The organism is Sphingopyxis sp. DBS4 (genome assembly GCF_024628865.1).
Lineage (GTDB): Bacteria > Pseudomonadota > Alphaproteobacteria > Sphingomonadales > Sphingomonadaceae > Sphingopyxis.
Genome location: NZ_CP102384.1, coordinates 3,363,218 through 3,389,052, shown reverse-complemented (window position 1 = coordinate 3,389,052; position 25,835 = coordinate 3,363,218). Strand labels below are relative to the sequence as shown.

26 protein-coding genes and 1 pseudogene are annotated in these 25,835 nt (G+C 67.3%); 16 read left to right on the top strand and 11 right to left on the bottom strand.

Going from position 1 to position 25,835, the window contains the following annotated elements:
• Positions 1-20: 20 nt before the first annotated feature.
• The 3 genes from NP825_RS16285 to NP825_RS16275 are packed head-to-tail and all read right to left on the bottom strand — an operon-like array spanning position 21 to position 2,717.
• Positions 21-839 (bottom strand): FkbM family methyltransferase, encoded by an 819-nt coding sequence (locus NP825_RS16285; protein ID WP_257545423.1) that lies wholly within the window; start codon positions 837-839, stop codon positions 21-23.
• On the bottom strand, positions 836-1,987 hold the full coding sequence (locus tag NP825_RS16280; RefSeq protein WP_257545421.1) for a hypothetical protein: 1,152 nt from the start codon (positions 1,985-1,987) through the stop codon (positions 836-838). Before NP825_RS16280 ends, NP825_RS16285 begins: the two co-directional genes overlap by 4 nt.
• Before the next feature lie 4 nt (positions 1,988-1,991).
• On the bottom strand, positions 1,992-2,717 hold the full coding sequence (locus tag NP825_RS16275; protein ID WP_257545419.1) for an HAD family phosphatase: 726 nt from the start codon (positions 2,715-2,717) through the stop codon (positions 1,992-1,994).
• Between the two features lie 125 nt (positions 2,718-2,842).
• On the opposite strand from NP825_RS16275, the gene NP825_RS16270 reads away from it, so the two are divergent.
• The 4 genes from NP825_RS16270 to NP825_RS16255 all read left to right on the top strand — a co-directional run bounded on the left by NP825_RS16270 (position 2,843) and on the right by NP825_RS16255 (position 7,306).
• A complete protein-coding gene (locus NP825_RS16270) occupies positions 2,843-3,520 on the top strand; it encodes a response regulator transcription factor (protein WP_257545417.1) in 678 nt (225 codons plus the stop codon).
• The gene (locus tag NP825_RS16265) at positions 3,517-4,872 is read left to right on the top strand and encodes an ATP-binding protein (protein ID WP_257545415.1); all 1,356 of its coding nucleotides are present in this window, start codon (positions 3,517-3,519) and stop codon (positions 4,870-4,872) included. The genes NP825_RS16270 and NP825_RS16265 overlap by 4 nt, the downstream gene beginning before the upstream one ends.
• A gap of 143 nt (positions 4,873-5,015) precedes the next feature.
• Positions 5,016-5,909 carry a TauD/TfdA family dioxygenase gene (locus tag NP825_RS16260; protein ID WP_257545412.1) on the top strand — a complete coding sequence of 298 codons (894 nt, stop codon included), beginning with the start codon at positions 5,016-5,018 and terminating at the stop codon, positions 5,907-5,909.
• On the top strand, positions 5,906-7,306 hold the full coding sequence (locus NP825_RS16255) for an FAD/NAD(P)-binding protein (protein ID WP_257545410.1): 1,401 nt from the start codon (positions 5,906-5,908) through the stop codon (positions 7,304-7,306). The genes NP825_RS16260 and NP825_RS16255 overlap by 4 nt, the downstream gene beginning before the upstream one ends.
• A gap of 6 nt (positions 7,307-7,312) precedes the next feature.
• On the opposite strand, the gene NP825_RS16250 is transcribed toward NP825_RS16255, so the two are convergent.
• From NP825_RS16250 to NP825_RS16240, 3 genes are all read right to left on the bottom strand, one after another.
• Positions 7,313-8,038 (bottom strand): hypothetical protein, encoded by a 726-nt coding sequence (locus NP825_RS16250; RefSeq protein ID WP_257545408.1) that lies wholly within the window; start codon positions 8,036-8,038, stop codon positions 7,313-7,315.
• 12 nt (positions 8,039-8,050) lie between these two features.
• Positions 8,051-9,262: a toxic anion resistance protein gene (locus NP825_RS16245; protein WP_257545406.1), complete on the bottom strand. Its 1,212-nt coding sequence runs from the start codon at positions 9,260-9,262 to the stop codon at positions 8,051-8,053.
• 269 nt (positions 9,263-9,531) lie between these two features.
• On the bottom strand, positions 9,532-10,503 hold the full coding sequence (locus NP825_RS16240) for a bile acid:sodium symporter family protein (RefSeq protein ID WP_257545404.1): 972 nt from the start codon (positions 10,501-10,503) through the stop codon (positions 9,532-9,534).
• A gap of 109 nt (positions 10,504-10,612) precedes the next feature.
• Between NP825_RS16240 and NP825_RS16235 the strand changes: the two genes are divergently transcribed.
• The 3 genes from NP825_RS16235 (at position 10,613) to NP825_RS16225 (ending at position 13,936) form a co-directional block, all read left to right on the top strand.
• Positions 10,613-11,275: a 5'-methylthioadenosine/S-adenosylhomocysteine nucleosidase gene (locus NP825_RS16235; protein WP_257545402.1), complete on the top strand. Its 663-nt coding sequence runs from the start codon at positions 10,613-10,615 to the stop codon at positions 11,273-11,275.
• Positions 11,276-11,371: 96 nt separating this feature from the next.
• Positions 11,372-13,204 (top strand): translational GTPase TypA, encoded by a 1,833-nt coding sequence (gene typA / locus NP825_RS16230; protein WP_257545400.1) that lies wholly within the window; start codon positions 11,372-11,374, stop codon positions 13,202-13,204.
• Positions 13,205-13,381: 177 nt separating this feature from the next.
• Positions 13,382-13,936: a pseudouridine synthase gene (locus NP825_RS16225; protein WP_257545398.1), complete on the top strand. Its 555-nt coding sequence runs from the start codon at positions 13,382-13,384 to the stop codon at positions 13,934-13,936.
• A 122-nt stretch (positions 13,937-14,058) separates the two neighbouring features.
• Here the strand turns inward: NP825_RS16225 and NP825_RS16220 are convergent, their stop codons facing one another.
• The gene (locus NP825_RS16220) at positions 14,059-14,397 is read right to left on the bottom strand and encodes a YciI family protein (RefSeq protein WP_257545396.1); all 339 of its coding nucleotides are present in this window, start codon (positions 14,395-14,397) and stop codon (positions 14,059-14,061) included.
• 140 nt (positions 14,398-14,537) lie between these two features.
• Between NP825_RS16220 and NP825_RS16215 the strand changes: the two genes are divergently transcribed.
• The 3 genes from NP825_RS16215 (at position 14,538) to NP825_RS16205 (ending at position 16,530) form a co-directional block, all read left to right on the top strand.
• Positions 14,538-15,113 carry a peroxiredoxin gene (locus tag NP825_RS16215; RefSeq protein ID WP_257545394.1) on the top strand — a complete coding sequence of 192 codons (576 nt, stop codon included), beginning with the start codon at positions 14,538-14,540 and terminating at the stop codon, positions 15,111-15,113.
• Between the two features lie 131 nt (positions 15,114-15,244).
• A complete protein-coding gene (locus NP825_RS16210) occupies positions 15,245-16,048 on the top strand; it encodes an NIPSNAP family protein (RefSeq protein ID WP_257545392.1) in 804 nt (267 codons plus the stop codon).
• A 14-nt stretch (positions 16,049-16,062) separates the two neighbouring features.
• Positions 16,063-16,530 carry a DUF1579 domain-containing protein gene (locus NP825_RS16205; protein ID WP_257545389.1) on the top strand — a complete coding sequence of 156 codons (468 nt, stop codon included), beginning with the start codon at positions 16,063-16,065 and terminating at the stop codon, positions 16,528-16,530.
• A gap of 18 nt (positions 16,531-16,548) precedes the next feature.
• On the opposite strand, the gene NP825_RS16200 is transcribed toward NP825_RS16205, so the two are convergent.
• Positions 16,549-17,163: a TetR/AcrR family transcriptional regulator gene (locus NP825_RS16200; RefSeq protein ID WP_257545387.1), complete on the bottom strand. Its 615-nt coding sequence runs from the start codon at positions 17,161-17,163 to the stop codon at positions 16,549-16,551.
• A gap of 163 nt (positions 17,164-17,326) precedes the next feature.
• Between NP825_RS16200 and NP825_RS16195 the strand changes: the two genes are divergently transcribed.
• The gene (locus tag NP825_RS16195) at positions 17,327-17,839 is read left to right on the top strand and encodes a hemerythrin domain-containing protein (RefSeq protein WP_257545385.1); all 513 of its coding nucleotides are present in this window, start codon (positions 17,327-17,329) and stop codon (positions 17,837-17,839) included.
• Between the two features lie 50 nt (positions 17,840-17,889).
• Positions 17,890-18,156, top strand: a complete 267-nt coding sequence (locus NP825_RS16190) for a DUF3297 family protein (RefSeq protein ID WP_257545383.1) — start codon at positions 17,890-17,892, stop codon at positions 18,154-18,156.
• Positions 18,157-18,427: 271 nt separating this feature from the next.
• On the opposite strand, the gene NP825_RS16185 is transcribed toward NP825_RS16190, so the two are convergent.
• The 3 genes from NP825_RS16185 to NP825_RS16175 all read right to left on the bottom strand — a co-directional run bounded on the left by NP825_RS16185 (position 18,428) and on the right by NP825_RS16175 (position 23,693).
• Positions 18,428-18,988: a CHAP domain-containing protein gene (locus NP825_RS16185; RefSeq protein WP_257545381.1), complete on the bottom strand. Its 561-nt coding sequence runs from the start codon at positions 18,986-18,988 to the stop codon at positions 18,428-18,430.
• A gap of 290 nt (positions 18,989-19,278) precedes the next feature.
• A complete protein-coding gene (locus tag NP825_RS16180) occupies positions 19,279-21,630 on the bottom strand; it encodes a bifunctional diguanylate cyclase/phosphodiesterase (RefSeq protein WP_257545378.1) in 2,352 nt (783 codons plus the stop codon).
• 311 nt (positions 21,631-21,941) lie between these two features.
• On the bottom strand, positions 21,942-23,693 hold the full coding sequence (locus tag NP825_RS16175; protein ID WP_257545376.1) for a fatty acyl-AMP ligase: 1,752 nt from the start codon (positions 23,691-23,693) through the stop codon (positions 21,942-21,944).
• A 128-nt stretch (positions 23,694-23,821) separates the two neighbouring features.
• Here NP825_RS16175 and NP825_RS16170 point away from each other — a divergent pair, with 128 nt between their 5' ends.
• From NP825_RS16170 to NP825_RS16155, 4 genes and pseudogenes are all read left to right on the top strand, one after another.
• On the top strand, positions 23,822-24,445 hold the full coding sequence (locus NP825_RS16170; protein ID WP_306997306.1) for a RecX family transcriptional regulator: 624 nt from the start codon (positions 23,822-23,824) through the stop codon (positions 24,443-24,445).
• Between the two features lie 34 nt (positions 24,446-24,479).
• Positions 24,480-24,941, top strand: a complete 462-nt coding sequence (locus NP825_RS16165; RefSeq protein WP_257545374.1) for a DUF192 domain-containing protein — start codon at positions 24,480-24,482, stop codon at positions 24,939-24,941.
• Positions 24,942-25,002: 61 nt separating this feature from the next.
• A complete protein-coding gene (locus NP825_RS16160; protein WP_257545372.1) occupies positions 25,003-25,389 on the top strand; it encodes an NADH:ubiquinone oxidoreductase subunit NDUFA12 in 387 nt (128 codons plus the stop codon).
• A 170-nt stretch (positions 25,390-25,559) separates the two neighbouring features.
• Positions 25,560-25,796, top strand: a pseudogene (locus NP825_RS16155) (DUF2155 domain-containing protein); the annotation flags it as partial.
• Positions 25,797-25,835 lie beyond the last annotated feature (39 nt).

Genomic DNA, 25,835 nt, shown 5'->3' with positions numbered 1-25,835 from the left:
CGCGAACCGCGGGTCCGGCCCTATTCGGGGGCCGGACCCGCTTCGCTGCGTTCGGCCAGCATGTCATAGTGGCGACCGATCCCGAAGCGGGTGAGGCGGTCGAAGCCGGCGGCGCCGAGGCGGTGCGCGATCGCGGCCCCGTCGGTCCAGCGTTCGTCGACCTCATAGAAGATCGCGACGATGCGGTCGCGGTGCGCCGACGCCATCAGCGCCTCGACCACGGCTTCCTCATGCCCCTCGACGTCGATCTTGACGATCAGCGGCCCTTTACCGCCGACCAGCGTGCTGTCGATCAGCGTGTCGACCCCCGCGATGCCGAGAATGCGAATCTCTTCGCCGTCGGCTCCCGCCGCGTCGCGCAGGCTGGCGGTGCCGCTGTGCGCGCGGTCGGTGGCGATGCGCGCGATGCCCGACTGGAGCGAAACCGCGGCATGGACCGGCTTGATCGCCGCGCCCAGGGCATTGAGTGCGATATTGTCGCGCAGCAGGGCGAAGGTCGCGGCGACGGGTTCGAAGGCGACCGCCGCCTTGCAATGGGGGTTCTGCGCCGCGAGCAGGCTGTAGAGGCCCTGATTGGCGCCGATATCGACGAAGACGAAGGCGCGGTCCTGCGCCGCGAGATAATCCGACAGCGCGCGGCCATAGGTCGCATAATGGCAATAGCGGAAGGTGCGGTCTTCCCAATTGGCGCGCATCCGCACGCCGTAGCGCGAGGTCACGACGCCGCCCTCGGGGCGGCGCGCCAGCCGGGCGAGCAGGTTCGCGCGCAGCTTCGCCAGCGTCTTTGCGACGCCGTAATCGAGGAAGGCGGCGACGCGCGAAGGGGCAGCGGCGGTCATGCGCGCGCCATGAAATCGAGGATCGCTTCGGCCGCCCGCTCGGACGAGGGGCGGTCCTGAAGGTCGAAGCTGTAGCGGAAGATATCCTCCTGCCGCGCGCGCATCGCCGGGGTCAGCGACGGCGTTTCGGCAAGCGCTGCGTCGAACTCGCCCATGCTGCCGATCACGGTGCCGGCGCGCCAGTGCGCGAAGTCGGGATTGCCCTGCCACGCGAGCCCGCGCGGGTTGAGGAAGAAGCAGGGGCGCGGCCGGCGGATGAACTCATAGACCTGGCTGCTCGCGTCGCCGAGATAGATGTCGGCGGCGTCGGTGTAGGTCATGTCGAGGCTGGCGGCACTGCCGGTGTCGATCAGCATATGGTCGTGCTCATAATGGTCGGCGCGGGGGCCGAGATTCCAGCCGAGCGCGAAGGGGGAAAGCGACGCGGTGATGCGCTTCTTGAACAGCATCACATGCGGCGCGAAGATGAGGTTGTAGCGGTCGCTTTTCGCGAACCAGTCGAGGATCGCCGGTCCCATGCGATACCAGGACGACAGCGCGGGCGAGGGGTGCGGGTTGTAGAGCACCGTCGGCCGATCCTTGGGGAAGAGGCGCGGATGGCTGGGCGGCGCGAGGTCGAATTTGGGGTAGCCGACGATCGCATGGCCGTTCTCTTTCAGCAGGTCGGCCTCGGCCAGCCGGTCGCGGATCTTTTCGCCCGACAGCAGGACGAGGTCGAATTTCCCGCTCGCCTTGTCGAAACCGATCGCGCGGTCGCCCGCGCCGTGGCGGGTGTGGACGAGCTTCAGCGATTTGAGGCCGAACAGCGACTTCAGGAGGAGCGAGGTTTTTTCGGGGACGACGAGCGCGTCGAGGGTGCGGAAGCGGTCGAGATTGCGGCGGAGTGTCGAGACGATGTCGGTGGGAAGTGCGCGGCCGCTGGCGCGATTGGCGGCGCGGGCGAGCGTCGACGGCGGCCGCAGCCGGATGATGTCGGGCGACGCACCCGGCGCGGCGGCCGCGAGCCGGCGGACCTCGCTCTCGCAGCCTTCGGAGACGAGGATGCTGACGCGCGCATTGGTGCCGCGACTGAGCAGCGCCAGCGCCACCGGCAGCGCATGCGCGACCTGGTGCGCACCGTGATGGTTGAAGAGAAAACCAATATGCACCGCGTCACCGCCGCCAGTCGAGAATCGGCCAGCCGCGCGCTTCGGCCACGCCGCGCAGTTTCGCCGACGGATTGACCGCGATCGCTTCGTCGGCGAAGCCGAACATCGGCAGGTCGGAAACATGGTCCGAATAGAAGCGGATGTGCGCGCGGTCGCGAGCGATGCCGGCGCGATCGAGAAAGGCCGCGACCCGGTGGCGCTTGTCGCCGCCATAGCAGTTAGCCGACCCGATCGCGGGGGTCAGGCAGCCGTCCCGCCACGTCGAGTCGGTCGCGATCACGTCGGCGATCCCCAGCCTGCGGGCGAGCGCGGCGGTATAGAAATGCGGCGCCGCGGTCGCGATGACGACGCGGCGACCCGCCGCGCGCTCGGCTTCGATCAGCGCGAGACCCTCTGCATAGAGACCGTGGGCGACAAGGCGGCGCGCGAAGCGGTCGGCCAGTCGCGCGGCGTCGCGCTCGGCAAGCCTTTGCCCGAGCGCGGCGCGGTGCATCGCCTGTTTCATCGTCCGGCGCGGGACGAGCCTCAACGCGTAGAGAATAGCGACCGGCAGCAGCAGCGGGAGCAGCAGGATGCGCCACGGCGCGCGGGTGCGGATCGCGAAGAGCAGGAAGGGGGTGTAGGTGGGCAGAATGGTCAGCGTGCGGTCGAGATCGAAGACCGACAGCATCGCCTTCGTCGGCACCGGGGATGCCGCCGCATATTCAGCCTGGCGCTTCGCCTTTGCCATCGTCTGCTCCTTCCCCCAAGGAAATGGCAGCGCAGCCTGACGCCCGGATGGGGCGAAGATTTGATTTTCGACATGTTCGGTGGCCGGGTGGCGGCCCGGCCGTCGAGCCGGTATCGAGGGGGCCTATGCATATATTGGTGATCGAGGACGATGCCCGCGTCGCGGAGCATATCGGCAAGGGGCTCACCGCCGCCGGGCATCTCGTCGATGTCGAGGGCGACGGCCGGTCGGGGCTGCTCCGCGCGGCGTCCGAAAGCTATGACCTGATCGTCGTCGATCGCATGTTGCCGCACGTCGACGGGCTGACGATCGTCCAGACGATCCGCGCGACCGGTGATACGACGCCGGTGCTGTTCCTGAGCGCGCTCGGCGAGGTCGACGAGCGTGTGGCGGGGCTGCGCGCAGGCGGCGACGATTATCTGACCAAGCCCTTCGCCATGTCCGAACTGCTCGCGCGCATCGACGTGCTCAGCCGTCGCGGCCCGGCGCTGTCCGCCGAAACGAAGCTTTGCGTCGGCGATCTCGACATCGATCTGCTCGGCCAGCAGGTGCGGCGGCAGGGGGCGGTGATCGACCTGACGGCGCGCGAATATCGCATCCTGACCTATCTGGCCCGCAACCAGGGCCGGGTCGTCACTCGCTCGATGCTGCTCGAGCATGTGTGGGATTATCATTTCGACCCGCAGACCAACATCATCGACCAGCATGTCAGCCGCTTGCGGCAAAAGGTCGACAAGGGGTTCGGCCGGACGCTGATCCACACGGTGCGCGGCACCGGCTATGTCATGCGGGCGGAAGGATGAGGGCGCGCGGCGGCCTCCGGCACAGCCTGACGCTGCGGCTGGGGCTGATCTATGTCGCGCTCTTCCTGACCTCGACCGTGGCGCTGTTCGGCGCCGCCTATTGGATCGGGGTCTATCAGCCGCTGCTCGAAGCCGCGGCGGGGGTGAGCGACGAAGCGGCCGAACTGGTGGCGATCGACCGCGGCGGCGGACGCGATGCGCTGGTGCGTGCGCTGCTGGTGCGCGAGAAGACGGGCCCCAAGCGCCCCTTTCACGCGCTGATCGCCCCGGATGGCAAGACGGTGACCGCCAATCTGCCGAGCTGGCCCAAAACGTCCATCGGCGGCTGGACCACGCTCGAAGCCGACGTCTATCAGGCGGGGCAGGAACAGGATTATGAGGCGCTCGTCGTCGAACGGCGGCTGAGCGACGGCGCGCGGCTGATCGTCGGGCGCGATGTCGAGTCGATCGACGATCGCGACGAACTCTACACCATCGGATCGGTGTGGTTGATCCTCTTTGCGGCCTTGCTGGCCATCGGCGGCAGCGTCGCGATGAGCCGCGCGGTCGGCCGGCGGATCGATGCGGTGACGCGGACGGCGCGGCGCGTGATGGCGGGCAATCTGACCGAACGCATCCCCTTGCGCGGCACCGGCGATGATTTCGACGAGCTTTCGGCGACGCTTAACCTGATGCTCGGCCGGATCGAGGAGGCCGTCGAATCGGTGCGCCGCGTATCGGACAATGTCGCGCACGAGCTTCGCACCCCGCTGGCGCGCCTCCACGCCGATCTCGACGAACTGCGCGCGGCGGGAAGCGAGGACGAGCGCCAGCGGCTCGCCGAGCAGGCGGCGACCGAAGCCAAACGGCTGCAGGCGATCTTCGACGCTTTGCTCCGCATCGCGCGCATCGAAAGCGGGCGGCACCTGACCGGAATGCGCCGTATCGACCTGACGACCTTGCTCGCCGATGCGGTCGAACTCCACACCCCCGATGCCGAGGCGCATGGGCAAAGGATCGAAAGCCGGATCGCGCCGGGGCTGGAACTGGATGCCGATCCGAACCTGCTGTTCCAGGCGATTTCGAACCTGCTCGACAATGCGGTCAAATATGGCGGCGCGGGCGCGGTCATCGCGGTGTCGGCGCAGCGGACCGAGCACGGGACCGAAATCGCGATCAGCGACAGCGGTCCCGGCATCGCCGATGCCTGGCGCGACCGGGTGACCGAGCGTTTCTTTCGCGGCCCCGATACGGCGGGGCAGCCCGGAACCGGCCTTGGCCTGGCGCTCGTATCGGCGATCGTTGGGCTGCACAAATGGCATCTGGATATCGAGGATGCCCGGCCCGGAACGCGGGTCCGGATTCGCTGCTGACCCGAACGCGCGCTACCCGCCGCGCCTTTCGGGCGATCTGCCGCGCGCCATATTGTCAATTATTTTAGTTGAGTTAATACTCCTGGCGCGGGACGTATTCCGAGTCGACCGATCCATCACCGACCGGCGAGAGGAGAATGCCGATGGCCAGCCTTGTCCAGATTCCCGATATCTTCGATGCCGCGCGCTCGCTGGGCATCGCCATTTCGCCATCGACCCCGACGATCGGCGCCGAAATCAGTGGGCTCGACCTCGACCGGCCGCTGTCGTCGATCGAGGGCGATCTGCTGCGCGCGGCGTGGCTGCGCTTCAAGGTGATCTTCTTTCGCGACCAGGACATCAGCCACGAAAGCCATGTCCGGCTCGGCCGCTTCTTCGGCGAGCTCGAAGGCCATCCGGTGATCCCGCATATCCCCGGCTATCCCGAGATATTGCGGATCGAAGGCGTCGAGGGCGTGCGCCTGACCGCCGAAACGCTCGGACCCTTTCAGGCCTACAACAAATGGCACACCGACGTGACCTTTCGCGAGCGGCCGTCGATCGCCTCGATCCTGCGCGCGCGCGTCCTCCCACCGCTCGGCGGCGACACGATGTGGGCCGATGCCGCGGCCGCCTATGCCGGGCTGCCGCAGGCGGTGAAGGACCGGATCGAGGGGCTCGACGCCGAGCACGACATCGTGCGCAGCTTCGGCGGCCGCGTGACCGAGGAAAAGCGCGCCGAGCTGGCGCGCGCCTTTCCGCCCGCGCGCCATCCCGTCGTCCGCACCCATCCCGACACGGGCGAGAAGATCCTCTACGTCAACTACACCTTCACGACACGCATCCTCGGCGTAAGCGAGGAGGAAAGCGACAGCCTGCTTCGCCTGCTGTTCGACCGGATCAAGGTGCCCGAATATCAGCTACGCTTTCGCTGGACCCCGAACGCGATCGGTATCTGGGACAATCGCTCGACCCAGCATTATGCGGTCGGCGACTATTGGCCCGCCGAGCGCTTGCTCGAACGCGTCACCGTCGCAGGCGACGTGGTGCGTCGGTGAACCTGATTAGCAGCGAACTTCATTCGCCGCGCCCGCGCTTTCGCACCGCGACCCGCGTCGCGATCGTCGGCGCGGGCTTCTCGGGAACGATGTTGGCGCTCAACCTGCTGGAACAGGCCGATGTCGAGGTGCTGCTGATCGAGCGCGACCGCCACCGCATGGGTGCGGGGGTCGCCTATAGCAGCAGCGAAAGCGCGCATCTGCTCAATGTGCGCGCGGGCAATATGAGCGCCTTTGCGGATCGCCCCGATCATTTCTGCGACTGGCTCGCGGCGCGCGGGCTCGGCTGCGACGCCGCGTTCGTGACGCGCGCGACCTATGGCCGCTATCTGCGCGAGACGCTCGCGGGGGCGATGGAGCGCCATGGCCGGCGGCTGAAGCTGGTCGACGACGAGGTACTCGACGTCGAAGAGCGCGGCGGACAGGTGACGCTCGGCCTCGTCAACGGGGGGCTGATCGAGGCCGACCGCGCGGTGCTCGCGATCGGCAATCTGCCGCCGCACGATCCGCCCGCTATCGCCGGCGCGCATCTGCCCGCGCACCGCTATATCGGCGATCCCTGGGCGAGTGCGTTCGAGGAAGGGTTGGACAGGCAGGCGGCGGTGCTCGTTATCGGCACCGGTCTGACCGCGGTCGACGTGATATTGCGGCTGGTGTCGCACGGTCATGAGGGACCGATCACCGCGCTGTCGCGGCGGGGCCTTCGCCCGCATCGCCACATCGACGGGCTGCGGCCCAAGCCGGTGCTCGCCAAGCCGGCGCCCGAATTGTCCGACCTCGTGCGCTGGGCGCGGGGCGAAGCGCGCCGCCGCGACTGGCGACTGGTCGTCGATTCGATCCGCCCGATCACCCAGATGATGTGGGCGTCGGCCGATACGGAGAAGCGCACGCGCTTCCTGCGCCACCTCCGTCCTTTCTGGGACGTGCATCGTCACCGGCTCGCGCCCGCGGTTGCCGATCGCATCGACGCGCTGGTCGCGTCGGGCCAGCTTTGCTTTCGCGCGGGCAAGATCGCCGGGGTAAGCGTCGAGCGCGATGCGCTCGCCATCGCCTGGCGGCCGCGCGGCGCGACGGAGCCGGTCGTGACCCGCGCCGCGCGGATGATCAACTGCACCGGGCCGCAGGGCGACCTGCTACGGTCGGCCGACCCGCTGGTGAAGCGGATGCTGGCGGCGAAGCGCATCCGTCCCGACGCGCTGCGCCTCGGGCTCGACATCGACCGCGACGGTCACGTGATCGATGCGCGCGGCCACTCGTCGGATCATATTCTCGCGATCGGCCCGATGACGCGCGGCGATTTGTGGGAAGTCGTCGCGGTGCCCGATATCCGTATTCAGGTGAGCGCGCTCGCGCGCCGCCTCGTCAATGCGCACTGGACGGGCGGCGAGGGGTTGTGACTTCGTTCAGTCCGTTCCCGGCAAATCCTCGCCCTCCAGCCCCTGATATTTGAGCTGGAGATAGCGTTCGCGCGTCGCGAGCTTGTCGAGTTCGCCTGCCGCGAGGTTGCGCGCCGCTTCGCCGATCTCGCGTTCGAGCATGGTGAGCCCGCCAACGAGCGTTTCGTCGGGGGTGCGGCCCGCGTGCGCTTCCTTGCGCAGCCCCGCCGGGATGCGCTGATAGCCCGCGACGAGCTCGGGCAGATCCTCGCCGACGAGCTTGCGGATGTTCGCGGCGGCGGGGCTCGACGTGTCGAGCGTCTGGAGTTGCGGCGCGAGCAGGTCGAGCTGCACCCCGATGCCGTCGACGAGCTGGCGCGCGGGCGCGGGAAGCGCCGGGCGCTGCGCCTCCAGCCAGATTTCGGTGCGTCCCGCGAGCTGCTTCAAATCCGCCTTGGGCAGGTCAGCCTGGCGCGGCTCGGGGAAGGGCGGCCATTTGCCGAACAGGAAAGCGACCGCGACCAGCAGCAGCGTGACCGCCATCACCCCGGCAAAGCCGAGCGGCTGGATCACCAAGCCGAAAATCGCCGCGGCGATCAGCACCGCGCCGCCCGCCAGAAAGATGCGGCCGATCTTGCGCGCGAGATGCTGGCGGCGCAGCGCCATGCTCTTGGTGCCGATCGGGCGCCGCCGCTCGCGCGACCGCTCGATCGCCGACGTGGCGGAGAGGCGGACCTTGTCGACCTCGCTCATGGTCATTTCGCCTTAGCCTTCGAGCGCGGCGAGCGGACTGCCCTCGCCACCGACGCTCGCCTGCGCCTGGCTCGCGCCCTCGGCGCGCGCGATATAGCCCTTCGACTTGGCGACCTCGCTTTCGAGCGTGCCCACCGTCGTCTTCATCGTGTCGAGCGCCTTGAGCTTGAAGGTGTCGATCGCGTCCATCGTGTCGTAGATGTTCTGGAAGGCGCGGCTCAGCGTCTCCATCGGGATCGTGCTCGACGCCGCCTGCTCGTGGATGCGCGCGGTATTGTCCTTCAGCATCTTCGACGTGCCGTCGATGATGTTCGCGGTCGTCGTGTTCAAGGCGGTGATCTGTTCGAGCACCAGCTTCTGGTTGGTCATCGCCTGCGCGACGGTGATCGCGGTCTTGAGCGCGCCGACGGTCGTGGTGCTCGCACGGTCGACGCCCTTCACCAGCTCGACATTGTTCTTCTTGACCAGATCGAGCGCGAGATAGCCCTGCACCGTCACCGCCATCTGGGTCAGCAGGTCCTGCGTGCGCTGACGCGCGTAGAAAAGCGCGTTTTCGCGCAGGATCTTCGCCTTGGCGGGATCGGTGCCGTCGAGTTCGGCGGCCTTCGCCTCCAGCCGCTCGTCGAGCGTCTTCGCGATGTGGATCATCTGCTCGAGCTTGCCCATCGATTCCCACATCTTGCGGCGTTCGACATCGATGGCGGCATTGTCCATCAGCAGCTCGTCCTTGCCGTTGGCAAGCGCGGTCAGGATGCCGCCGATATGCGTCTGGGCGCTGCGGTATTGCGCGAAATAATTGTTGATCTTGCTGCCGAAGATCTTGTCGAGGAAACCGCGCTTCGACAGCAATTTGCCATTCGCCGACGGGTCGAGCCGTTCGACCGTGGTGCGAAGTTCGATGAGGCTCTGGCCGATGTCGGTGTCGCGGTCCATCGCGCGGATCGGGCGGTCGAGGAAGCGGTTGCTGTGGCTCGCGGCCTCCAGCATCTCCTTGCGGCCCATGTTGGTGATCTGGTCGACGCGCTTGCCGAATTCGGGGCTGTTCTCATCCTGCGCGACGAGGTCGTCGATGAAGCCGTCGACGCGCTCCTCGAGCTTCGATTTCTGCTCGCCCGACAGCGGAACGAGACCGGCGGCCTTTTCCGGCGCGACGGCGGGGACGGGTTCGGGCGGCGTCAGCGTCAATGTCTCGGTTGCGGTCGCCGTCGCGGTGTCTTCGCTCATAACTATCCTTCCAGCTCCGTGCCCGTTTTCTATATGACATGCCGGTCTGTATTGTTCAAGTATCACACCTTGGCAGGGACGCGGGCGGCGCGATTTTGATTTCACGCGAAGGCGCGAAGAAGAGAAATCTCACACAAAGACACAAAGAGGGCGCGCCCGGCCTGCGGTGTCGGCCCGTCGCCGCAGGCGGCTTTATCGAATGCGCTTCGCGCGGTTCTTTGCAGCGCCCATAGCGTGCGCCGCCCTCTTTGTGTCTTTGTGTGAGAAATTCAGGCGATGCCGCCGCCGCGCCGCGCCAGTCCCGGCGCGATCCAGGCGGAGACGATGAGCTGCGCCATATGATAGATGAGGATCGGCACCAGCACCATGCCCGCGACCGCGGGCGGAAACAGCGTCGCGGCGAGCGGCGCGCCGACCGCGATGCTCTTTTGCGCGCCTGCGAACAGCATGGTGATGCGGTCGGGCCGGGCGAGGCGCAGCAGGCCGCCGAGGAGCCAGGCGCCGGTGAAGGCCAGCGCCAGCATCGCGGCGACCGCGACAAAGACGATGCCGATCTCGCGCATGTCGAGCTGGTGCCAGATGCCGCCGACGACGGCGGCGGAAAAGGCGACATAGACCGCGATAGCGATCGAGGTGCGGTCCATGAAGGTCGCCGCGCCGCGATGCGCGAGCACCCACGGGCGCAGCCAGCGCTGCGCCGCTTGCCCGGCGATGAAGGGCAGCAGCAAGGTGGCGACGATGCGCAGCGCGGCGTCGCCGCTGATGTCGCCCGCACTGCCCGCGATCGCGGCGAACAGCAGCGGCGAGACGATCACGCCCGTCAGGTTCAGCAGCGCCGCCGCGACGACGCTGGCCGCGACATTGCCGCCCGCCATGCTGCTGGCCGCGGTCGCCGACATGACGGTCGACGGCAGGATGCCGAGGAAGAGGAAGCCGAGCGCCAGCGTGGGCACGGCGGGTAGCAGCGGCGCCGTCGCCGCCTGCGCCGCCAGCCCGATCAGCGCCATCGCCCCGAAGCTGTAGAGAAGATTGCCGCCCTGCAGCTTCCAGTTGCGGATGCCGTGCAGCACCTCGTCGCGCGGCAGGCGCACGCCGTTCAGGAAGAACAGCAGGACGATCGCGGCCGTCGATATGGTTTGCGCGATCGGCACGGCTGCGCCCTGGACCGGCAGCAGACTGGCGAGCAGGATCGTCGCGAACAGGACGGGGACGAAGCGGTCGGGGAAGATACGGGACAGCATGGGGCGGTGCGATGGCGGGGCGCGCGGCGCTTGGCAAGTCCAAGGATCGGCCGCCGATATTCCAAAATCCTATTGCTCGACACGCGCGGGAGCGGCGCTAAAGGGCGTCATGGCCCGCATCCTGATCCTCGCCGCGCTTCCCGAAGAGGCCGACGCGCTGTTCCCCGGCGAAGGCGTCCGCGACGACGGCCGTTTCGCCGCCCGCCGGCTCGCCGCGCACGGCCATGATCTCGCCGTCGTCACCACCGGCCTCGGCAAGGTCCATGCGGCGCTTGCCGCCGGGCTGTTCGGAGCCGACGCCGACTTGCTGCTGATGAGCGGCACCTGCGGCGCGCTCGATGCCGAGGCGGGCCGCGCCTATTGGCTCGCGGAGGCGGTGCAACATGATTATGGCACGGTGCGCCCTGATCGCTTCGACCGCTATCGCGCCGGCGACTGGCCGGCCGGTGAGGCGGGCGAGGTGCATTTCGCCGCCATGCCCGACCCCGGCCTCGGCCTGCCGCACGCGCGGATCGCGAGCGGCGACAGCTTCGTCGCCTGCCCCGACGTCGGCGCCGGCATCGCGCGCGGTCTCGGCGCGACGCTCGTCGACATGGAGGTCGGCGCGGTTGCGCAGGCGGCGGCGCGGCTCGGCAAGCCGTGGGCGGCGATCAAGGCGGTCACCGACACCGCCGACGAAGGCAGCAGCCACGATTTTCACGCCAATCTGGTTCTCGCGGCGCGCAGCGCGGCTGCCGAAATCGAGCGACTTGTCGCGCGGATTGCGTTATAAACACCTCGGCAATTTTGTTGCGCTGCGGTAGGAAATTCGCTACGCGCGCGGCCAAATCGCGGCACGGCGCCGCGCTGCTCCCATAAGGTATTTTTGATGTCCCTGCGCAATATCGCCATCATCGCGCACGTCGATCATGGCAAGACCACTCTCGTCGACCAGCTTTTCCGCCAGTCGGGGACGTTTCGCGACAATCAGCGCGTCGAGGAACGCGCGATGGATTCGAACGACCTCGAAAAGGAACGCGGGATCACCATCCTCGCGAAGTGCACCTCGGTCGAATGGGGTGAGGGCGCCGACGCGACGCGGATCAACATCGTCGATACCCCGGGCCACGCCGATTTCGGCGGCGAGGTCGAGCGCATCCTGTCGATGGTCGATGGCGTCATCCTGCTCGTCGACGCGGCCGAAGGCCCGATGCCGCAGACCAAGTTCGTGACCGGCAAGGCGCTCGCGCTCGGCCTGCGTCCGATCGTCGTCGTCAACAAGATCGACCGCAGCGACGCGCGCGCCGCCGAAGTGCTCGACGAGGTGTTCGAGCTCTTCCTGTCGCTCGACGCCAATGACGAGCAGCTCGACTTCCCGATCCTTTACGCCTCGGGCCGCGGCGGCTTCGCCTCCGACAGCCCCGACGCGCGCGAAGGGACGCTGGAGCCGCTGTTCAAGACGATCGTCGGTCACGTGCCGGCGCCGGGCCTCGACGAGAACGGCCCCTTCACCTTCCTCGCGACCCTGCTCGACCGCGACAATTTCATCGGCCGCATCCTGACCGGCCGCGTCCAGTCGGGCACGGTCAAGGTCAACCAGCCGATCCACGCGCTCGACGCCGAGGGCAAGGTGATCGAGACCGGCCGCGCGTCGAAGCTGCTCGCTTTCCGCGGGCTCGACCGCGTGCCCGTCGAGGAAGCGCGCGCGGGCGACATCGTCGCGATCGCGGGGCTGACCAACGCCACCGTCGCTAACACCGTCGCCGACCCGAGCGTGAGCGAACCGATCGCCGCCCAGCCGATCGATCCGCCGACGCTGTCGATGCGTTTCGCGGTCAATGACAGCCCGATGGCGGGCCGCGAGGGCAGCAAGGTGACGAGCCGCATGATCCGCGACCGCCTGCTGCGCGAGGCCGAGACCAATGTCGCGATCCGCATCACCGAAAGCGCCGACAAGGACAGCTTCGAGGTCGCGGGCCGCGGCGAACTTCAACTCGGCGTGCTGATCGAGACGATGCGCCGCGAAGGCTTCGAGCTCGGCATCAGCCGCCCGCGCGTCCTTTATGGCGAGGACGAGGCCGGCAAGCGCACCGAGCCGTATGAAACCGTCGTCATCGACGTCGACGACGAGCATAGCGGCACGGTCGTCGAGAAGATGCAGATCCGCAAGGCCGACCTGACCGACATGCGCCCGTCGGGCGGCGGCAAGACGCGCATCACCTTCAGCGGCCCCTCGCGCGGCCTGATCGGCTATCACGGCGAATTCCTGTCGGATACGCGCGGCACCGGCATCATGAACCGGTTGTTCGAGAAATACGGCCCCTACAAGGGCGTGATCGAGGGCCGCAAGAACGGCGTCCTGATCTCGAACGGCGCGGGCGAGGCGGTCGCCTACGCGCTCGGCCCGCTCGAAGAGCGCGGCATCCTCTTCGTCTCGCCCGGCGAGGCGCTCTATGAGGGGATGATCATCGGCGAGAATGCCAAGCCCGACGACCTCGAGGTCAATCCGATGAAGTCGAAGCAGCTCACCAACTTCCGCTCGACGGGCAAGGACGACGCGATCCGCCTCACGCCGCCGCGCCGCATGACGCTCGAACAGGCGATCGCCTATATCGACGACGACGAGATGGTCGAGGTGACACCGAAGAACATCCGCATCCGCAAGGCGATCCTCGACCCGCACGAGCGCAAGAAGGCGTCGCGCAAGAAGGAAGCGGCTTAAGAAACAGACCGGCGGCTCCATCGGGTCGCCGGTTTTTCTTTGGACCCTCCCTATTCCCGTTCGTGTCGAGCGAAGTCGAGACATCCATCGGGGCTGTGCCAAACCGCGGGATGTCTCGACTTCGCTCGACACGAACGATTAGATAGGTCGGCTTTCCAATCTCAAGAGGACCGCGCCGTGAGCCGGCTGATCCTGTTCAACAAACCCTATGGCGTCCTGTCGCAATTTACCGACCGCGGCACCGAAACCGCGCGCGCGACGCTGTCGGATTATATCGACGTGCCGGGTGTCTATCCCGCGGGCCGGCTCGACCGCGACAGCGAGGGCTTGCTGCTCCTGACCGACGACGGGGCGTTGCAGGCGCGCATAGCGTCGCCGCGGCACAAAATGCCCAAAACCTATCTGGTGCAGGTCGAGGGCGAACCCAATGCGCAGAGCCTCGATCGGCTGCGATCCGGCGTCGTGCTGAACGACGGCCCCACCCGCCCCGCCGCCGCGCGCCGAATCGATCCGCCCGACTTGTGGCCGCGCGACCCGCCGGTGCGGTACCGCAAGAGCGTGCCCGACTGCTGGCTGGAACTGACGATCACCGAAGGCCGCAACCGCCAGGTCCGCCGCATGACCGCCGCGGTCGGCCATCCGACGCTGCGGCTCGTCCGCTGGCGGGTCGGACCGTGGGAGCTCGGCGATCTGGCGCCGGGGGTCTGGCGTGACGCGGGCGACCGGCTTTAAGCCAAAAAAAGCGTGCTCCCGCGAAGGCGGGAGCCCATCTCCGGCCAGTGTGATTTTGAACCGACCGGAGATGGATCCCCGCCTTCGCGGGGACCCATATGTGTTTCGAAGTCGATTCCGCCTTAGCTCGCCGGATCGTACATGAACGCGCGAAGTTCCTGCGCGCACCGGCAGGCCGCGGCGATCCTGCCCGCCCATGCGACCGCGTCTTCATACGTCGGCAATTCCAGCACCGTGAAGCCGCCGTTCAGCCGGCTGTCCGGATAGGTTTCGGGAGACACCGACCCGTCGGCAAAGATCCGCACCGGCGCGACCTGCTCGTCGATGCCTCCGCCGAACACATAGACGCCGGCGGCCTTCGCTTCCTCGATCACCGCGTGCGCAGTGGCGGACACGATCGGAAGCTCCTCATCCGTCAAGACCATGGCTTCGCTCGGGAAGGAGATGAGATATTTGGTCATGCCGCGATGATGCATCGCCGACCTGAAGGCGGCAAGAGGGCGCCGCCGATCGCATCGCTTTTGCATGCGTCTCGACAGCATGGTAATCGCGTGTGAACCGGACCGGATGCGCTGGCCCCGTTCGCGTTGGAGAACCGCCGATGAAAATCCGGAAGAAGATCGCTCAATTCGGGATGGTGGCGTCGCTCGGCCTTGGTCTGGCGCTGGCCGTCCTTCCGGCACAGGGCATCGCGGCCCTTCAGCAAGGCGCGAAGGCGCCCGACTTCACGCTGAACGCCGCGTTGGGCGGCAAGCCTTTCAGCCTGTCCTTGAAGCAGGCGCTGCGGAAAGGGCCGGTCGTGCTCTATTTCTTCCCCGCTGCTTTCACGCCCGGCTGCACGGTGGAGGCCCATCTCTTCGCCGAAGCGAGCGACGACTTCAACCGGCTCGGCGCGCGCGTCGTCGGCGTCACCGCCGGCAACATCGATCGCGTCGCGGAGTTTTCCCGGTCGGAATGCCGCGACAAATTCGCCGTCGCGGCCGATCCGGGCGCCAAGATCGCGGCGAGATATGACACCGCCATGCCGGGGCCGGGGCAGACGATGATCTCCAACCGAACCTCGTTCGTCATCGCGCCGGACGGCACCATCCTGCTCGCCTATACCGATCGCAATCCGCAGGCGCATATCGAAAAGACGATGGCGGCGGTTCGCGCGTGGAAGGCCAGGCATCGCTGATCCGGGCTCGCGGCCGGTTTCGCGGGGGCGTCCTTCTATCTCAGACCATCGAGTTTCGCGTTCGCGGAGCGCTGTTTCATCATGCTTGACAAAACAGGTCGACCCGTCTGTATGGCCGATAGAGGTATGCGATGATCGGAAAACGGGCTGGGGCGATGGTAATGGCGGGGATGGCGATGATCGGCGCGGCGGCCGGAACCGCGCGCGGGCAGACGGCGGAGGCCACCGACGCCCGGATCGTCGAGCTTCGCCAATATAAGCTGGTCCGGGACGTGCGCGATGATTTCGTGGCGCTGTTCGACGCGAAGTTCGTCGAGAGCCAGGAAGCGCTCGGGATGCGGATCGTCGGCCAGTATCGCGATCACGACGACGCGGCGCGCTTCACCTGGATTCGGGGTTTTCGCGACATGGCGGCGCGCGAGCGGGGGCTGAAGGCCTTTTACTTCGGACCCGTGTGGCAGGCGAACCGCGCCGCCGCCAATCCGATGCTCGACGACAATGACAATGTGCTGCTGCTGACACCCGCGGCGCCGGGGCTGGGCTTCGCTCCGGCGAAGGCGCGCGAGCCCGATGCGGCGGGTGGGACGGTGCAGGTGATCATCGAATATCTGTGGAAGACTCCCGACGCGGGTTTCGCTGCTTTCTTTGCAGACGAGATGAAGCCGGCGCTCGAAGCGGCGGGGGTGGACGTCATCGCCGCCTATGTGCCGCTCGGCGAGCCCAATAATTTCCCGCAGCTTCCCGTTCGCGACGACCGCAAGCTGCTTGTCTGGTTCGTGCGCGGCGACAGCCACGACGCGATCGCCGCGGCGCTGGCAGGGGCGCGCCGGAGCGCGCGCTGGCAAAGCAGGGTCGCGGCCACTCTGCACGATGCCGAGGAGCGCCCGCCGCAGACGCTGCGGCTCGACCCGACGCCGCGATCGGCGCTGCGCTGAGAAAGGAGAGGATGATGCACGACGGACGCCATGACTTCGCTTTCCAGACCGGCGACTGGCGCGTGCGGCACCGCAAGCTCAGCGAGCGGCTGGCGGGGAACACCGACTGGTTCGAATTCGATGGCACCTGCCGCGGCTGGGAGTTGATCGGCGGCGCGGGCAATGTCGACGATCATTGGCTGGAAGACCCGAACGGCGCCTATGCCGCCGCGACGGTGCGGCGCACCGATCCCGTGACCGGCCTCTGGTCGATCTGGTGGCTCGATTCGCGCTTTCCGGGGCTCGCGCCGCCGCTTCAGGGGCGCTTCGTGAGCGGCGTCGGCACCTTCTTCGGCAAGGACGAACATGCCGGGAGGCCGATCGACATTCGCTTCATCTGGTCGGAGATCACCGATTCCGGGGCACGCTGGGAACAGGCCTTTTCGGCCGACAACGGCGCTACCTGGGAAGTTAACTGGATCATGGAGTTCTCCCGCGCCTGAGCGTCCCGGATTGTATGTTTAGGGCCGGGCCAGCAAGCGCATCAGGATCGCGACCGCCGAATCGAGCGGGGCGGGGGATTGTTCGGCCTTCGCCATCGTCATCGCGCCCGAATAGGCGGCGACGATAAAGCCCGCGAGGTCGGTGGCGGAGACCCCGGCAAAGGCCGGCGGCGTGGGTTCGGCGGCGATGCGTTCGGCGATGCGTGCCTGCCAGTCGGCGAAGATATGCTGGAGTGCGGCGCGGAAATCCGAATCCGAAAAGGCAAGCTCGACCGCGAGATTGTTGACCGGGCAGCCGCGCACGAAGCCCTGATCGCCGAGTTCGCTGCCGATCGCCGCCATCGCGGCGCGCACCCCCTCGGCCACGGTCGGCGCGGCGATCAGCGGGGCGAGCCAGGCGGCCTGCAGCGCATCCGCGACCCGTTCGCGCACGACCGCCAGGCCCAGCGCCTTCTTCGATTCGAAATGATGGTGGAAGGCGCCGCTCGACACCCCCGCACGCCGCTTTACGTCCTGTACCGACGTGTCGTGATAGCCGCGCGCCTGAAACAGGTCCGCGGCGGCGTCGAGGATGCGCGCGCGCATCCCCTCGGGATCATTGGTCCGGATCGTGCCGCGGCGCTTCGTTTCCATCGATCGAGGGATTAGGCGAATTTGGCGGGAGCCGCCAGCGGGCTCGTCCGAACGCGCCGCATCGCGCGGGCGATGCCGGCTTGGGACGTGGTGGTTAACGCTCTTTTCACGCGGCTCGCCTAGGTGGGGAGAACAGGGGCCTCTGGTGTTTTCGGGGGTTGCCATGTCCAGGACGAGCGAGATCGCGCGGTTGCGCGCCGAACATGCCGCGCTCGTCACGCTGTCGCGTTTCCTGACGAAGCTTGTCGCAGCGCCGCATCCGCCGCGCGCCACCGAACTCGCGGCGGTGCGTGGCATGTTGCGCGATACGCTGATCCGTCATCTCAAATGCGAGGATTGGGCGCTCTATCCGCGTCTGCAGGCCAAGGGCGATCCCGACCTGATTGCGCTGGCGGAGACGTTCGTGCACGAGATGGGGCATCTCGCGGCCGACTTCGCGGCCTATGACGCGCGCTGGACGGCGGAGGGCATCGAAGCCCGATGGTCCGATTTTTGCGCCGAAACGACCGACATGCTGAGCGCACTGGCGATGCGGATCGAACGCGAGGATCGAGACCTCTATCCGGCCGCCGAGCGGCTCGCGGCGGCGGAGTCGAGCTTTGCGGGCCGAGCGCGCAGGCCCGCCTGGCCGCGCGCGCCCGTCGAGTCGGCGGACACAGGGTTCGCCGGCGCTTGATTTGGCGCGGCGTCTCGCCTAGCGGCGACGGCCAGAACCGGAGATAGAAGATGACCGATACGCCGCCCGACCATTTGTCGACGAACCCGCGCTCGCCCCATTTCGACATGGAGGTGCTGCAGCGCGGCATCGGCATCCGCTTCAAGGGCAAGGAGCGCACCGACGTCGAGGAATATTCGATCTCGGAAGGCTGGATCCGCGTCGCCGCGGGCAAGTCGAAGGATCGGTTCGGCCAGCCGATGACGATCAAGCTGTCGGGCGAGGTCGAGGCCTGGTTCGAGGATGCGGCCGAGGGCGACGAGGCGTCGGAAGACTGACCCGATGCCGAGTGGACGGCGACGCTGCCATGGCTACCCGCTGCAACCAGGGCGTGATCATCTTTGATTGAAAAGGCTGTGTGCTCCCGCGAAGGCGGGAGCCCATATCCGGTCGGTGCTATCCCGAACCGTCCGGAGATGGGTCCCCGCCTTCGCGGGGACACGCTTGTGTTTTATTCAAGGCCGATCACATTCTAAGGTGCAAGCGCCCAAGTCTCGCTGCCCTTCCCGCCTGCGGGAGGGGATCAGCTTTATCAATCTTGGGTCTGGATCAGCGCAGCGAGGCGGCGACGAGGTCGAGGCCGTTGCCGGGCTTCCAGTCGTTCTGCGCCCACACGGGTTCCTCGAACGCCTTGTGGCTGCCGCCGGCCTTGGCGTCGCCGTCGGCGTAGATGAAACCTTGCACCGGATTGGCGCGCAGACCAAGATCGCCGATCGGCGCGTACCAGACGCGGACCAGGCTCCAGTCGCCCTTGTCGCTGACGTCGACGACGCGGACGTTGCGCTCGATCTGGCCGCGGCGGCCGTTGATCGGCGACCAGTTCGCATGGTCGATGAGGATTTCGCGGTCGCTGACGATCTTCTTGACCACTGCGACATGGCCGAGCGGCATGCCGCGGGTGCCCGCGAACGCCATGACGGCGCCCTTGCGGGGTTCCTGGCCGCGGTCATATTCGCCCGCCGCCTGCGACCACCAGGTCTTGGCATTGCCGCGGATTTCGACGCCCGATTCGGCGCGGGCAAAGGGAACGCACTGGAGCGCGCTGGCCGGGACGCTGGCGAGCAGCGAGGCGCACAGGGCGAAGGCACCCAGAAAGCGGCGGTTGAGCATGAAAAGCGACCCCTTTGGCTTGTCTTCAAGCGTTGCAGGGTCTTTGCCGCAGCCGCTGCGCGTCACCAACAATCAAGCGGTGAATCGCGCCCTCCATGCGATGAGCGGGGGAACCTTTTGTTAAGACGTTCCATTCGTCGCTCGGAAGGTTCGGGTCGTCGTTTGACGGATCGCCCTGCGTTGATTTCCCCTTGGAATCGTCATCCCGGCGAAGGCCGGGATCTCACCCTATCGGTAATGCTGCACCGGCGAGATCCCGGCCTTCGCCGGGATGACGGATGGAAGGCTGGTCACGCCGCCGCAGTCGCCGTTTCGGGGCGGCGGAAGAGCATCAGCACGTCGGTCGCGGGCATCGGGCGGCCGTAATAATAGCCTTGGATATTGCTGCAACCGAGGGTGCGGATCGTATCGACCTCGATCTCGGTCTCGGCCCCTTCCGCCGTCGTCGACATGCCGAGGCTGTCGGCGAGCGCGACGACGGCGCGGATGATCGCGATCGATTCGATGCTGCCCTTCGCCGCGCCGACGACGAAGCTGCGGTCGACCTTGATCGTCGAGAACTGCGTCTTGCGCAGATAGCCGAGCGACGAATAGCCGGTGCCGAAATCGTCGAGCGACAGGCGGATGCCAAGGCCGATAAGCTGGTCGAGCAATTGCGCCGCGCCGCCGCCGTCGCGCAGGAAGACGCTTTCGGTGACCTCGATCTCGAGCCGCTGCGGCGGCAGCCCGCTCTGTGCGAGCGCCGAGACGACGACCGAGGCGAAGGACGGATCAGTGAGCTGTTCGGCCGAGACGTTGATCGCGACCTTGAGGTTGGACGGCCATTTCATCGCCTCGTGGCACGCGGTGCGCAGCACCCATTCGCCGATCGGCGAAATCAGACGGCTGTCTTCGGCGAGCGGGATGAAGCGGCCGGGCGAAACATTGCCGAGCTTTTGGTTGTTCCAGCGGATCAGCGCCTCGAAGCCGTTGAGCGTGCCGTCGACGGCGGTGACCACCGGCTGGTAGTAAAGCTCGAACTCGCCGCGATCGAGCGCGCCGCGCAGTTCCTGTTCCATCACGCGCCGTTCCTCGGCTTGCGCGTGGAGCGAAGCGACATAGGCGGCGACGACGTTGCCGCCCTTGTCCTTCGACTTGTAGAGTGCGAGGTCGGCGTTGCGGGTCAGCGTCTCGACCGTCGAACCGTCCTGCGGGCCGATCGCATAGCCGATGCTGGCGCCGACGAAGAGCTGGTGATTGTCGACCACATAGGGCCGGCTGATCGCGGCGATGATGCGCTTTGCAAGATCCTCGGCGTCGTTCGCCGAGGGGACGTTGTGGAGCACCACCGCGAACTCGTCGCCGCCGAGGCGACCGCAGGTCATGCCGCGTTCCATCAGCCCTTTCAGGCGCGCGGCGACCTGCGCGAGCAATTTGTCGCCGGTCGGATGGCCGAGCGTATCATTGACCGCCTTGAAGCGGTCGAGGTCGATCATCAGCATCGCGCAGCGCGATTTCGCTTCCATCGCCTGATTCAGCGCGCGCGCCAGATCCTCGTGCAGGCTGAGGCGGTTGGGAAGGCCGGTCAGATTGTCGAAGCGCGCCATCCGCGCGATCTGCTCGGCGGTCGCATGCTGTTCGGTGACGTCCGACCCGACGCCGCGAAAGCCGAGGAACTTGCCCGTTTCGTCGAGGCGCGGCGACGCCGACAATTCCCACCAGCGCGGCTTGCCGCCGATCGTCACCGGAACGATCAGGTTCGAGAAGCTCTCGCGCCGCTTCATCCGCTCGGCCATGGTGTGAAGGTTCTTGGGGAACTGGCCGCTCTCCCACGCATCGCCCGACAGCGCCTGGAGCAGCGGCACGCCTTCGAGCGCCTCGGCGGTTCCGCCGAGCGCAAAGGCGAGGCGCGGCGAGACATGAACCAGGCGGCGGGCATTGTCGGTCTGCCACAGCCAGTCGGCCGAGGTTTCCTCGAATTCGCGCAGCAGCAGGCTGACCGTTTCGGTCTTTTCGTGCAGCGTCTCCTCGGCGCGGCGAAAGCGGACGTGATTCTGTGCAAAGCGCACGCAGAAGCCGGAGAGCAGCAGCCCGGCGGCGATCGCCCCCGCCGCGAGCTGCGGCGCCCCGGCCAGCGCAAGCGCAAGCGCCGCCGACAGGCTGACCGGCGCGATATAGAGAATGCACACCGACGGCAGGCTGTGCGCGATCATCGCCAGCGTCAGCATCATCAGCAGCGTGATCGCCCACATGGCGAGCGCGTGGCCGGCGTCGGGCACCGGTCCCTGCAGCCAGAAGGGCACGATCCAGAGCAGCGCGGCATAGAAGGCATGGCGGTTGCACAGCGCGAATTCGCCGGCGCTCGTCGCGCGCGCCTCGCCCAGCGGCCGCGTGACGAAGACGCGATAGGACCAGAGGCAGAAGATCAGCGCGCAGGTCAGCCAGCCTGCCGCGATCCCCCAGCGGACCTGCGGCACCATGCTGAAGGCCGCAAGCAGTACCATGACGATCCCGACCCACAGGCGCATCTTGCCCTTGCCGTGAAGCGGCGCGAGCTGAAGCTGGCGGAGGTTTCCGATGTCCTGGCGCCGCGGCCCCAGCCCCAAGAGGGTTCGCACGGACGCATCGTCGGCATCGATATGGTCGGTCAACAGGCTCTTCACGGGAGCCCGTTTAACGCCCCGGGGTTACTCGAACGTAACTATCCGCCTGTTCGCGAGCGATAATATTGTTCCGGGGCGGGACAGGACTGGCGCGGCAATTCACCTGGAATGGCGGCATTGGGGTGGGGAGCGGATATTCCCCTCCCTGAAAGGGAGGGGTTAGGGGTGGGTAGCGAGCATAGCGAGCCGGAAGGAAGAGCGCCGCCTTCGGCGGCCACCCACCCCCGCCCCCTCCCTTGCAGGGAGGGGAGAAGATAGGTGCGCTTCCGGTCGAAACCCGACGCTTGCCGACTGACGGATCGAGATTGCGCCTAAGCCGCGATCGCCAGCGGCTGGATCTCGCCCGCCAGATATTGCGCGCGCGCCTTCGAGCGGCTGAGTTTGCCCGAGCTGGTGCGCGGCAGGGTGCGCGGCGGGATCAGTTCGATCAGGCAGTTCATGCCGGTAATCGCGCGGACGCGGTCGCGGATCGTCTCGCGCAGCGCGATGCGTTCAGCGTCGTCGCTGGTGCGGCACTGGACGAGCACCGCGGGGGTTTCCTCGCCCCCCGGCGTGGTGATCGCAAAGGCGGCGATGTCGCCCGACTTGAAGCCGGGAAGCTGTTCGACCGCCCATTCGATATCCTGCGGCCAGTGATTCTTGCCGTTGATGATGATCATGTCCTTGGCGCGGCCGACGATATAGATGTAGCCGTCCGACAAATAGCCCATGTCGCCGGTGTCGAGCCAGCCGTCCGCCATACAGGCGGCGGTTGCCTCGGGGTCGCGATAATAGCCGGTCATCAGCGACGGGCCAGTGCACCAGACCTTGCCGACCGTCTGGTCGGGCAGGACGTTGCCCGCCTCGTCGCGGACCTCGATCACCATGTCGCGCGCGGCGCGGCCGCAGTTGACGATCGCGCGATAACGGGTCGGGCGGCCGGCGTCGGTCGAGGCGCCCGACAGTTCGGTCTCCTCGACCAGTTCGACGACGATGCCTTCGCCCGGCGGCATGATGCTGACCGCGAGAGTCGCCTCGGCAAGGCCGTAACTCGGCAGGAAGGCGCTCGCCTTGAACCCCGCATCGGCGAAGGCATCGACGAAGCTCTGCATCACGTCGGGGCGGATCATGTCGGCGCCGTTCCCCGCCACGCGCCAGCGCGACAGGTCGAAACGATCGGCGACATGCGTCTGGCTCGACACGCGGCGCGCGCAGATGTCGTAGCCGAAAGTGGGCGAATAGCTGAGCGTTGTGCCCTGATTGCGGCTGATCAGGTCGAGCCAGGCGAGCGGGCGGCGGGCGAAATCCTCGGTCTTGAGATAATCGACCGACACCTGGTTGGCGACGGGCGAGAGCAGGCAGCCGACGAGGCCCATATCGTGATACCAGGGCAGCCACGACACGCAGCGGTCGCTGTCCTGCACGTGCATGCCGTGCGAATGCGCGGCGAGGTTGTTGAGCAGCGCGCCATGCGTCACCGCGACGCCGTGCGGGAAGCGCGTCGAGCCGCTGCTGTACTGGAGGTAGCAGGTTTCGTCGGTCTTTTGCTCGGGAAGCGCGGCGACCGGGGCGGGGCGCGTCGCGAACGCGCTCCAGTCCATCGGCGCGACGCCGCGCTGTTCGGCGGCCTCGGTCGCCATCGCGGCGATTTCGGGCGGGAAGAACAGCATTTTCGGGTCGCAGCTCGTGAGCTGGACGACGAGTTGCCCGACGTAGGATTCGCGGCCGCCGAAGCTGGTCGGCAGTGGCAGCGGTACGGGCCAGGCGCCCGCGTAGATCGTGCCGAAGAAAAGCGCGGCGAATTCGGGGCCGGTCTCGGCGATCAGCGCGATGCGGTCGCCGGGCCGGACGCCCGCGGCGACGAGGCGATAGGCGGCGGTGAGCGCGTCGGCCTTGAGCTCGCGATAGGGATAGGGGCGGATCAGCTTTCCGCGCGGATCGTGGAAATTGAGCCCGCGGGTGCCGGCGGCGGCATAGTCGAGGGCTTCGCCGACGGTGGCGAAGTCCGAAAAACGGCGCGGCTGGGCGCAGTGGGTCGGGGTGGGGGCGAGATCCTCCACCGCGGGGGCGGAATTTTCGGTCATAAGGCTTCGCGAATCCCGGCTATCGGAACGCGCTGCAACGATCATGTCATCCTTTTGAGCCATGTCTGCGCTGCGCGATCCCGGTCAGGTTAAACAAATTGGCCCATTTCCGGGCTTTGATGCCCGATATGGCGGCTCTGGTCGTTCTCAATCAGGCCCGACTGTGGCATAAACATGGCATGGTGTCCCGCCGCGTTCCGTCCGACCGTTCCCGTAAACCGCTGGACGCAGCGAAGCTCGACGAACTGGCGCTCGCCTATGTTGCGCGATTCGCGACGAGTCGGGCGAAATTGACGCGCTATCTGGCGCGGAAAGTTCGGGAATCCGAATGGGTTGATGAAATTGACGCCATGGCGGCGTGCAAGGCCGTGGCCGACCGGATGGAGCGGCTGCGCTTCCTCGACGATCGCCAATATGCCGCGATGCGCGCCGGGGCGATGACGCGGCGCGGGCTGGGGCTGCGGCGCGTGAAGGCGCAGCTCTTCGTCGACGGCATCGCCGACGCGGACAGCGGCGAAGCGATCGCCGAAGCGGAGGAGCACGCGGTCGCGGCGGCGATCGGCTTTGCACGGCGGCGGCGGTTCGGCCCATTCGCGGTGCGCGCGGACGACGATCCGAAGAGCCGCGAGCGGCAGGTCGCGGCCTTCGCGCGCGCGGGGCATTCGCTCGCCCTCGCCCGCCGCATCCTCGCCGTCCCGCCGGGGGACGCCGACGCACTGGCGGCGCTGGACGATGCGGCGATGCTGGATTAGGTCCCGGCATCGCTTTCGGGATAAGGATTTGTCGATGCGCATTCTGCTGACCGCTCTCGCCCTGTCGCTCGCGCTGCCGCTGGCGGCGTGCAGCAGCGCGGGGAGCGAGGCGGAGAGCGCCGCGACGATTCCGCTGACGATCGACATGGCGGGCACGGCGCACGCCTTTCGCGTCGAGGTCGCGCGCAGCGCCGACGAGCAGGCGCAGGGGCTGATGTTCCGTACCAGCCTGCCCACCGACGGCGGGATGCTCTTTCCTTTTGCGAAGCCGAAGATCGCGAGCTTCTGGATGAAGAACACGTTGATTCCGCTCGACATGATCTTCGTGCGCGCCGACGGCAGCATCGACCGGATCGCCGAAAACACGATCCCCGAATCGCTCGAACCCGTGGTCAGCGGCGGCGATGTCGCCGCGGTGCTCGAACTCGCGGGCGGCACCGCGGCGCGGCTCGGGCTCGACGAGAGCGCCAAAGTGACGTGGAAAGATGGGAAATAGCGGTGCGCCGCACCGTTTGACGCTTGCGAACCGCGCGTCCTTCCCTGTAAACGCCACCGCCATGAGCATCCTCGGCAAGATTTTCACCTGGTGGGACGGCGCGACCGTCGGCACGTTGCTGAACAGCTGGAGCAGCGGCGAAAAGGTCGGCGAGGACAGCCTCGGCAATCGCTACTATCGCGCGAAGAAGGGGACACGCCGCTGGGTGATCTACAACGGCTCGAACGATGCGAGCCGGGTTCCGCCCGAATGGCACGGCTGGCTGCACGGCACGCTCGACGAACTGCCCGGTGAGGCGCTGCCCGCGCCGCGCGCTTGGGAGAAGGAGCCGAGCGCGAACCTGACCGGCAGCCTCGGCGCCTATCGCCCCGCCGGCGCGCTCGAACGCGGCGGCCACCGCGCCGCAGCGACCGGCGACTACGAAGCGTGGCGTCCGGGCGCCGACTGAGCTTCGTGAGCGCTTCCCTCTCCCGCATCGCGCTCCTGGCGCTTGTCGCGGCGACCGCGCTGACCGCGTGCGATCGGAACGGCGGCAAGCGGCCCGGCGAAACCACGGCGCAACTCGCCAAGTCCGAACGCGTCCCGCAGGAAGTCGGCGGGATCGAGGGCGCGACCCCGATGGATCAGCGCGTCGCGGTGCTCGGCCTGCTCAACAAGCGCAACGGCCTCGTCCGCGAGCTCGAGATGAAGCCGGGCGAGACCGCGCGCGTCGGCCGTGCGATCGTGCGGCTGCGTGCGTGTGAACAGACCGCGCCGTGGGAGGATCCGCCCGAAACCGGCGCCTTCGTCCAACTCACCGTGCAGGATCAACGCGACGACAAATGGTATCGCGTCTTTTCGGGCTGGCTGTTCAAGGAGCGCCCCGAGCGCAACGTGATCCAGCACCCGATTTTC

Bases quoted from the DNA above. Each gene is read 5' to 3' on its own strand.
- NP825_RS16240 (WP_257545404.1), bottom strand. From the start codon at position 10,503: ATGCTGTCCCGTATCTTCCCCGACCGCTTCGTCCCCGTCCTGTTCGCG.
- NP825_RS16165 (WP_257545374.1), top strand. From the start codon at position 24,480: ATGCGCATTCTGCTGACCGCTCTCGCCCTGTCGCTCGCGCTGCCGCTG.
- NP825_RS16285 (WP_257545423.1), bottom strand. From the start codon at position 839: ATGACCGCCGCTGCCCCTTCGCGCGTCGCCGCCTTCCTCGATTACGGC.
- NP825_RS16235 (WP_257545402.1), top strand. From the start codon at position 10,613: ATGGCCCGCATCCTGATCCTCGCCGCGCTTCCCGAAGAGGCCGACGCG.
- NP825_RS16185 (WP_257545381.1), bottom strand. From the start codon at position 18,988: ATGCTCAACCGCCGCTTTCTGGGTGCCTTCGCCCTGTGCGCCTCGCTG.
- NP825_RS16210 (WP_257545392.1), top strand. From the start codon at position 15,245: ATGATCGGAAAACGGGCTGGGGCGATGGTAATGGCGGGGATGGCGATG.
- NP825_RS16175 (WP_257545376.1), bottom strand. From the start codon at position 23,693: ATGACCGAAAATTCCGCCCCCGCGGTGGAGGATCTCGCCCCCACCCCG.
- NP825_RS16245 (WP_257545406.1), bottom strand. From the start codon at position 9,262: ATGAGCGAAGACACCGCGACGGCGACCGCAACCGAGACATTGACGCTG.
- NP825_RS16170 (WP_306997306.1), top strand. From the start codon at position 23,822: ATGGCGGCTCTGGTCGTTCTCAATCAGGCCCGACTGTGGCATAAACAT.
- NP825_RS16265 (WP_257545415.1), top strand. From the start codon at position 3,517: ATGAGGGCGCGCGGCGGCCTCCGGCACAGCCTGACGCTGCGGCTGGGG.
- NP825_RS16270 (WP_257545417.1), top strand. From the start codon at position 2,843: ATGCATATATTGGTGATCGAGGACGATGCCCGCGTCGCGGAGCATATC.
- NP825_RS16205 (WP_257545389.1), top strand. From the start codon at position 16,063: ATGCACGACGGACGCCATGACTTCGCTTTCCAGACCGGCGACTGGCGC.
- typA (WP_257545400.1), top strand. From the start codon at position 11,372: ATGTCCCTGCGCAATATCGCCATCATCGCGCACGTCGATCATGGCAAG.
- NP825_RS16195 (WP_257545385.1), top strand. From the start codon at position 17,327: ATGTCCAGGACGAGCGAGATCGCGCGGTTGCGCGCCGAACATGCCGCG.
- NP825_RS16275 (WP_257545419.1), bottom strand. From the start codon at position 2,717: ATGGCAAAGGCGAAGCGCCAGGCTGAATATGCGGCGGCATCCCCGGTG.
- NP825_RS16160 (WP_257545372.1), top strand. From the start codon at position 25,003: ATGAGCATCCTCGGCAAGATTTTCACCTGGTGGGACGGCGCGACCGTC.
- NP825_RS16260 (WP_257545412.1), top strand. From the start codon at position 5,016: ATGGCCAGCCTTGTCCAGATTCCCGATATCTTCGATGCCGCGCGCTCG.
- NP825_RS16190 (WP_257545383.1), top strand. From the start codon at position 17,890: ATGACCGATACGCCGCCCGACCATTTGTCGACGAACCCGCGCTCGCCC.
- NP825_RS16220 (WP_257545396.1), bottom strand. From the start codon at position 14,397: ATGACCAAATATCTCATCTCCTTCCCGAGCGAAGCCATGGTCTTGACG.
- NP825_RS16250 (WP_257545408.1), bottom strand. From the start codon at position 8,038: ATGAGCGAGGTCGACAAGGTCCGCCTCTCCGCCACGTCGGCGATCGAG.
- NP825_RS16215 (WP_257545394.1), top strand. From the start codon at position 14,538: ATGAAAATCCGGAAGAAGATCGCTCAATTCGGGATGGTGGCGTCGCTC.
- NP825_RS16200 (WP_257545387.1), bottom strand. From the start codon at position 17,163: ATGGAAACGAAGCGCCGCGGCACGATCCGGACCAATGATCCCGAGGGG.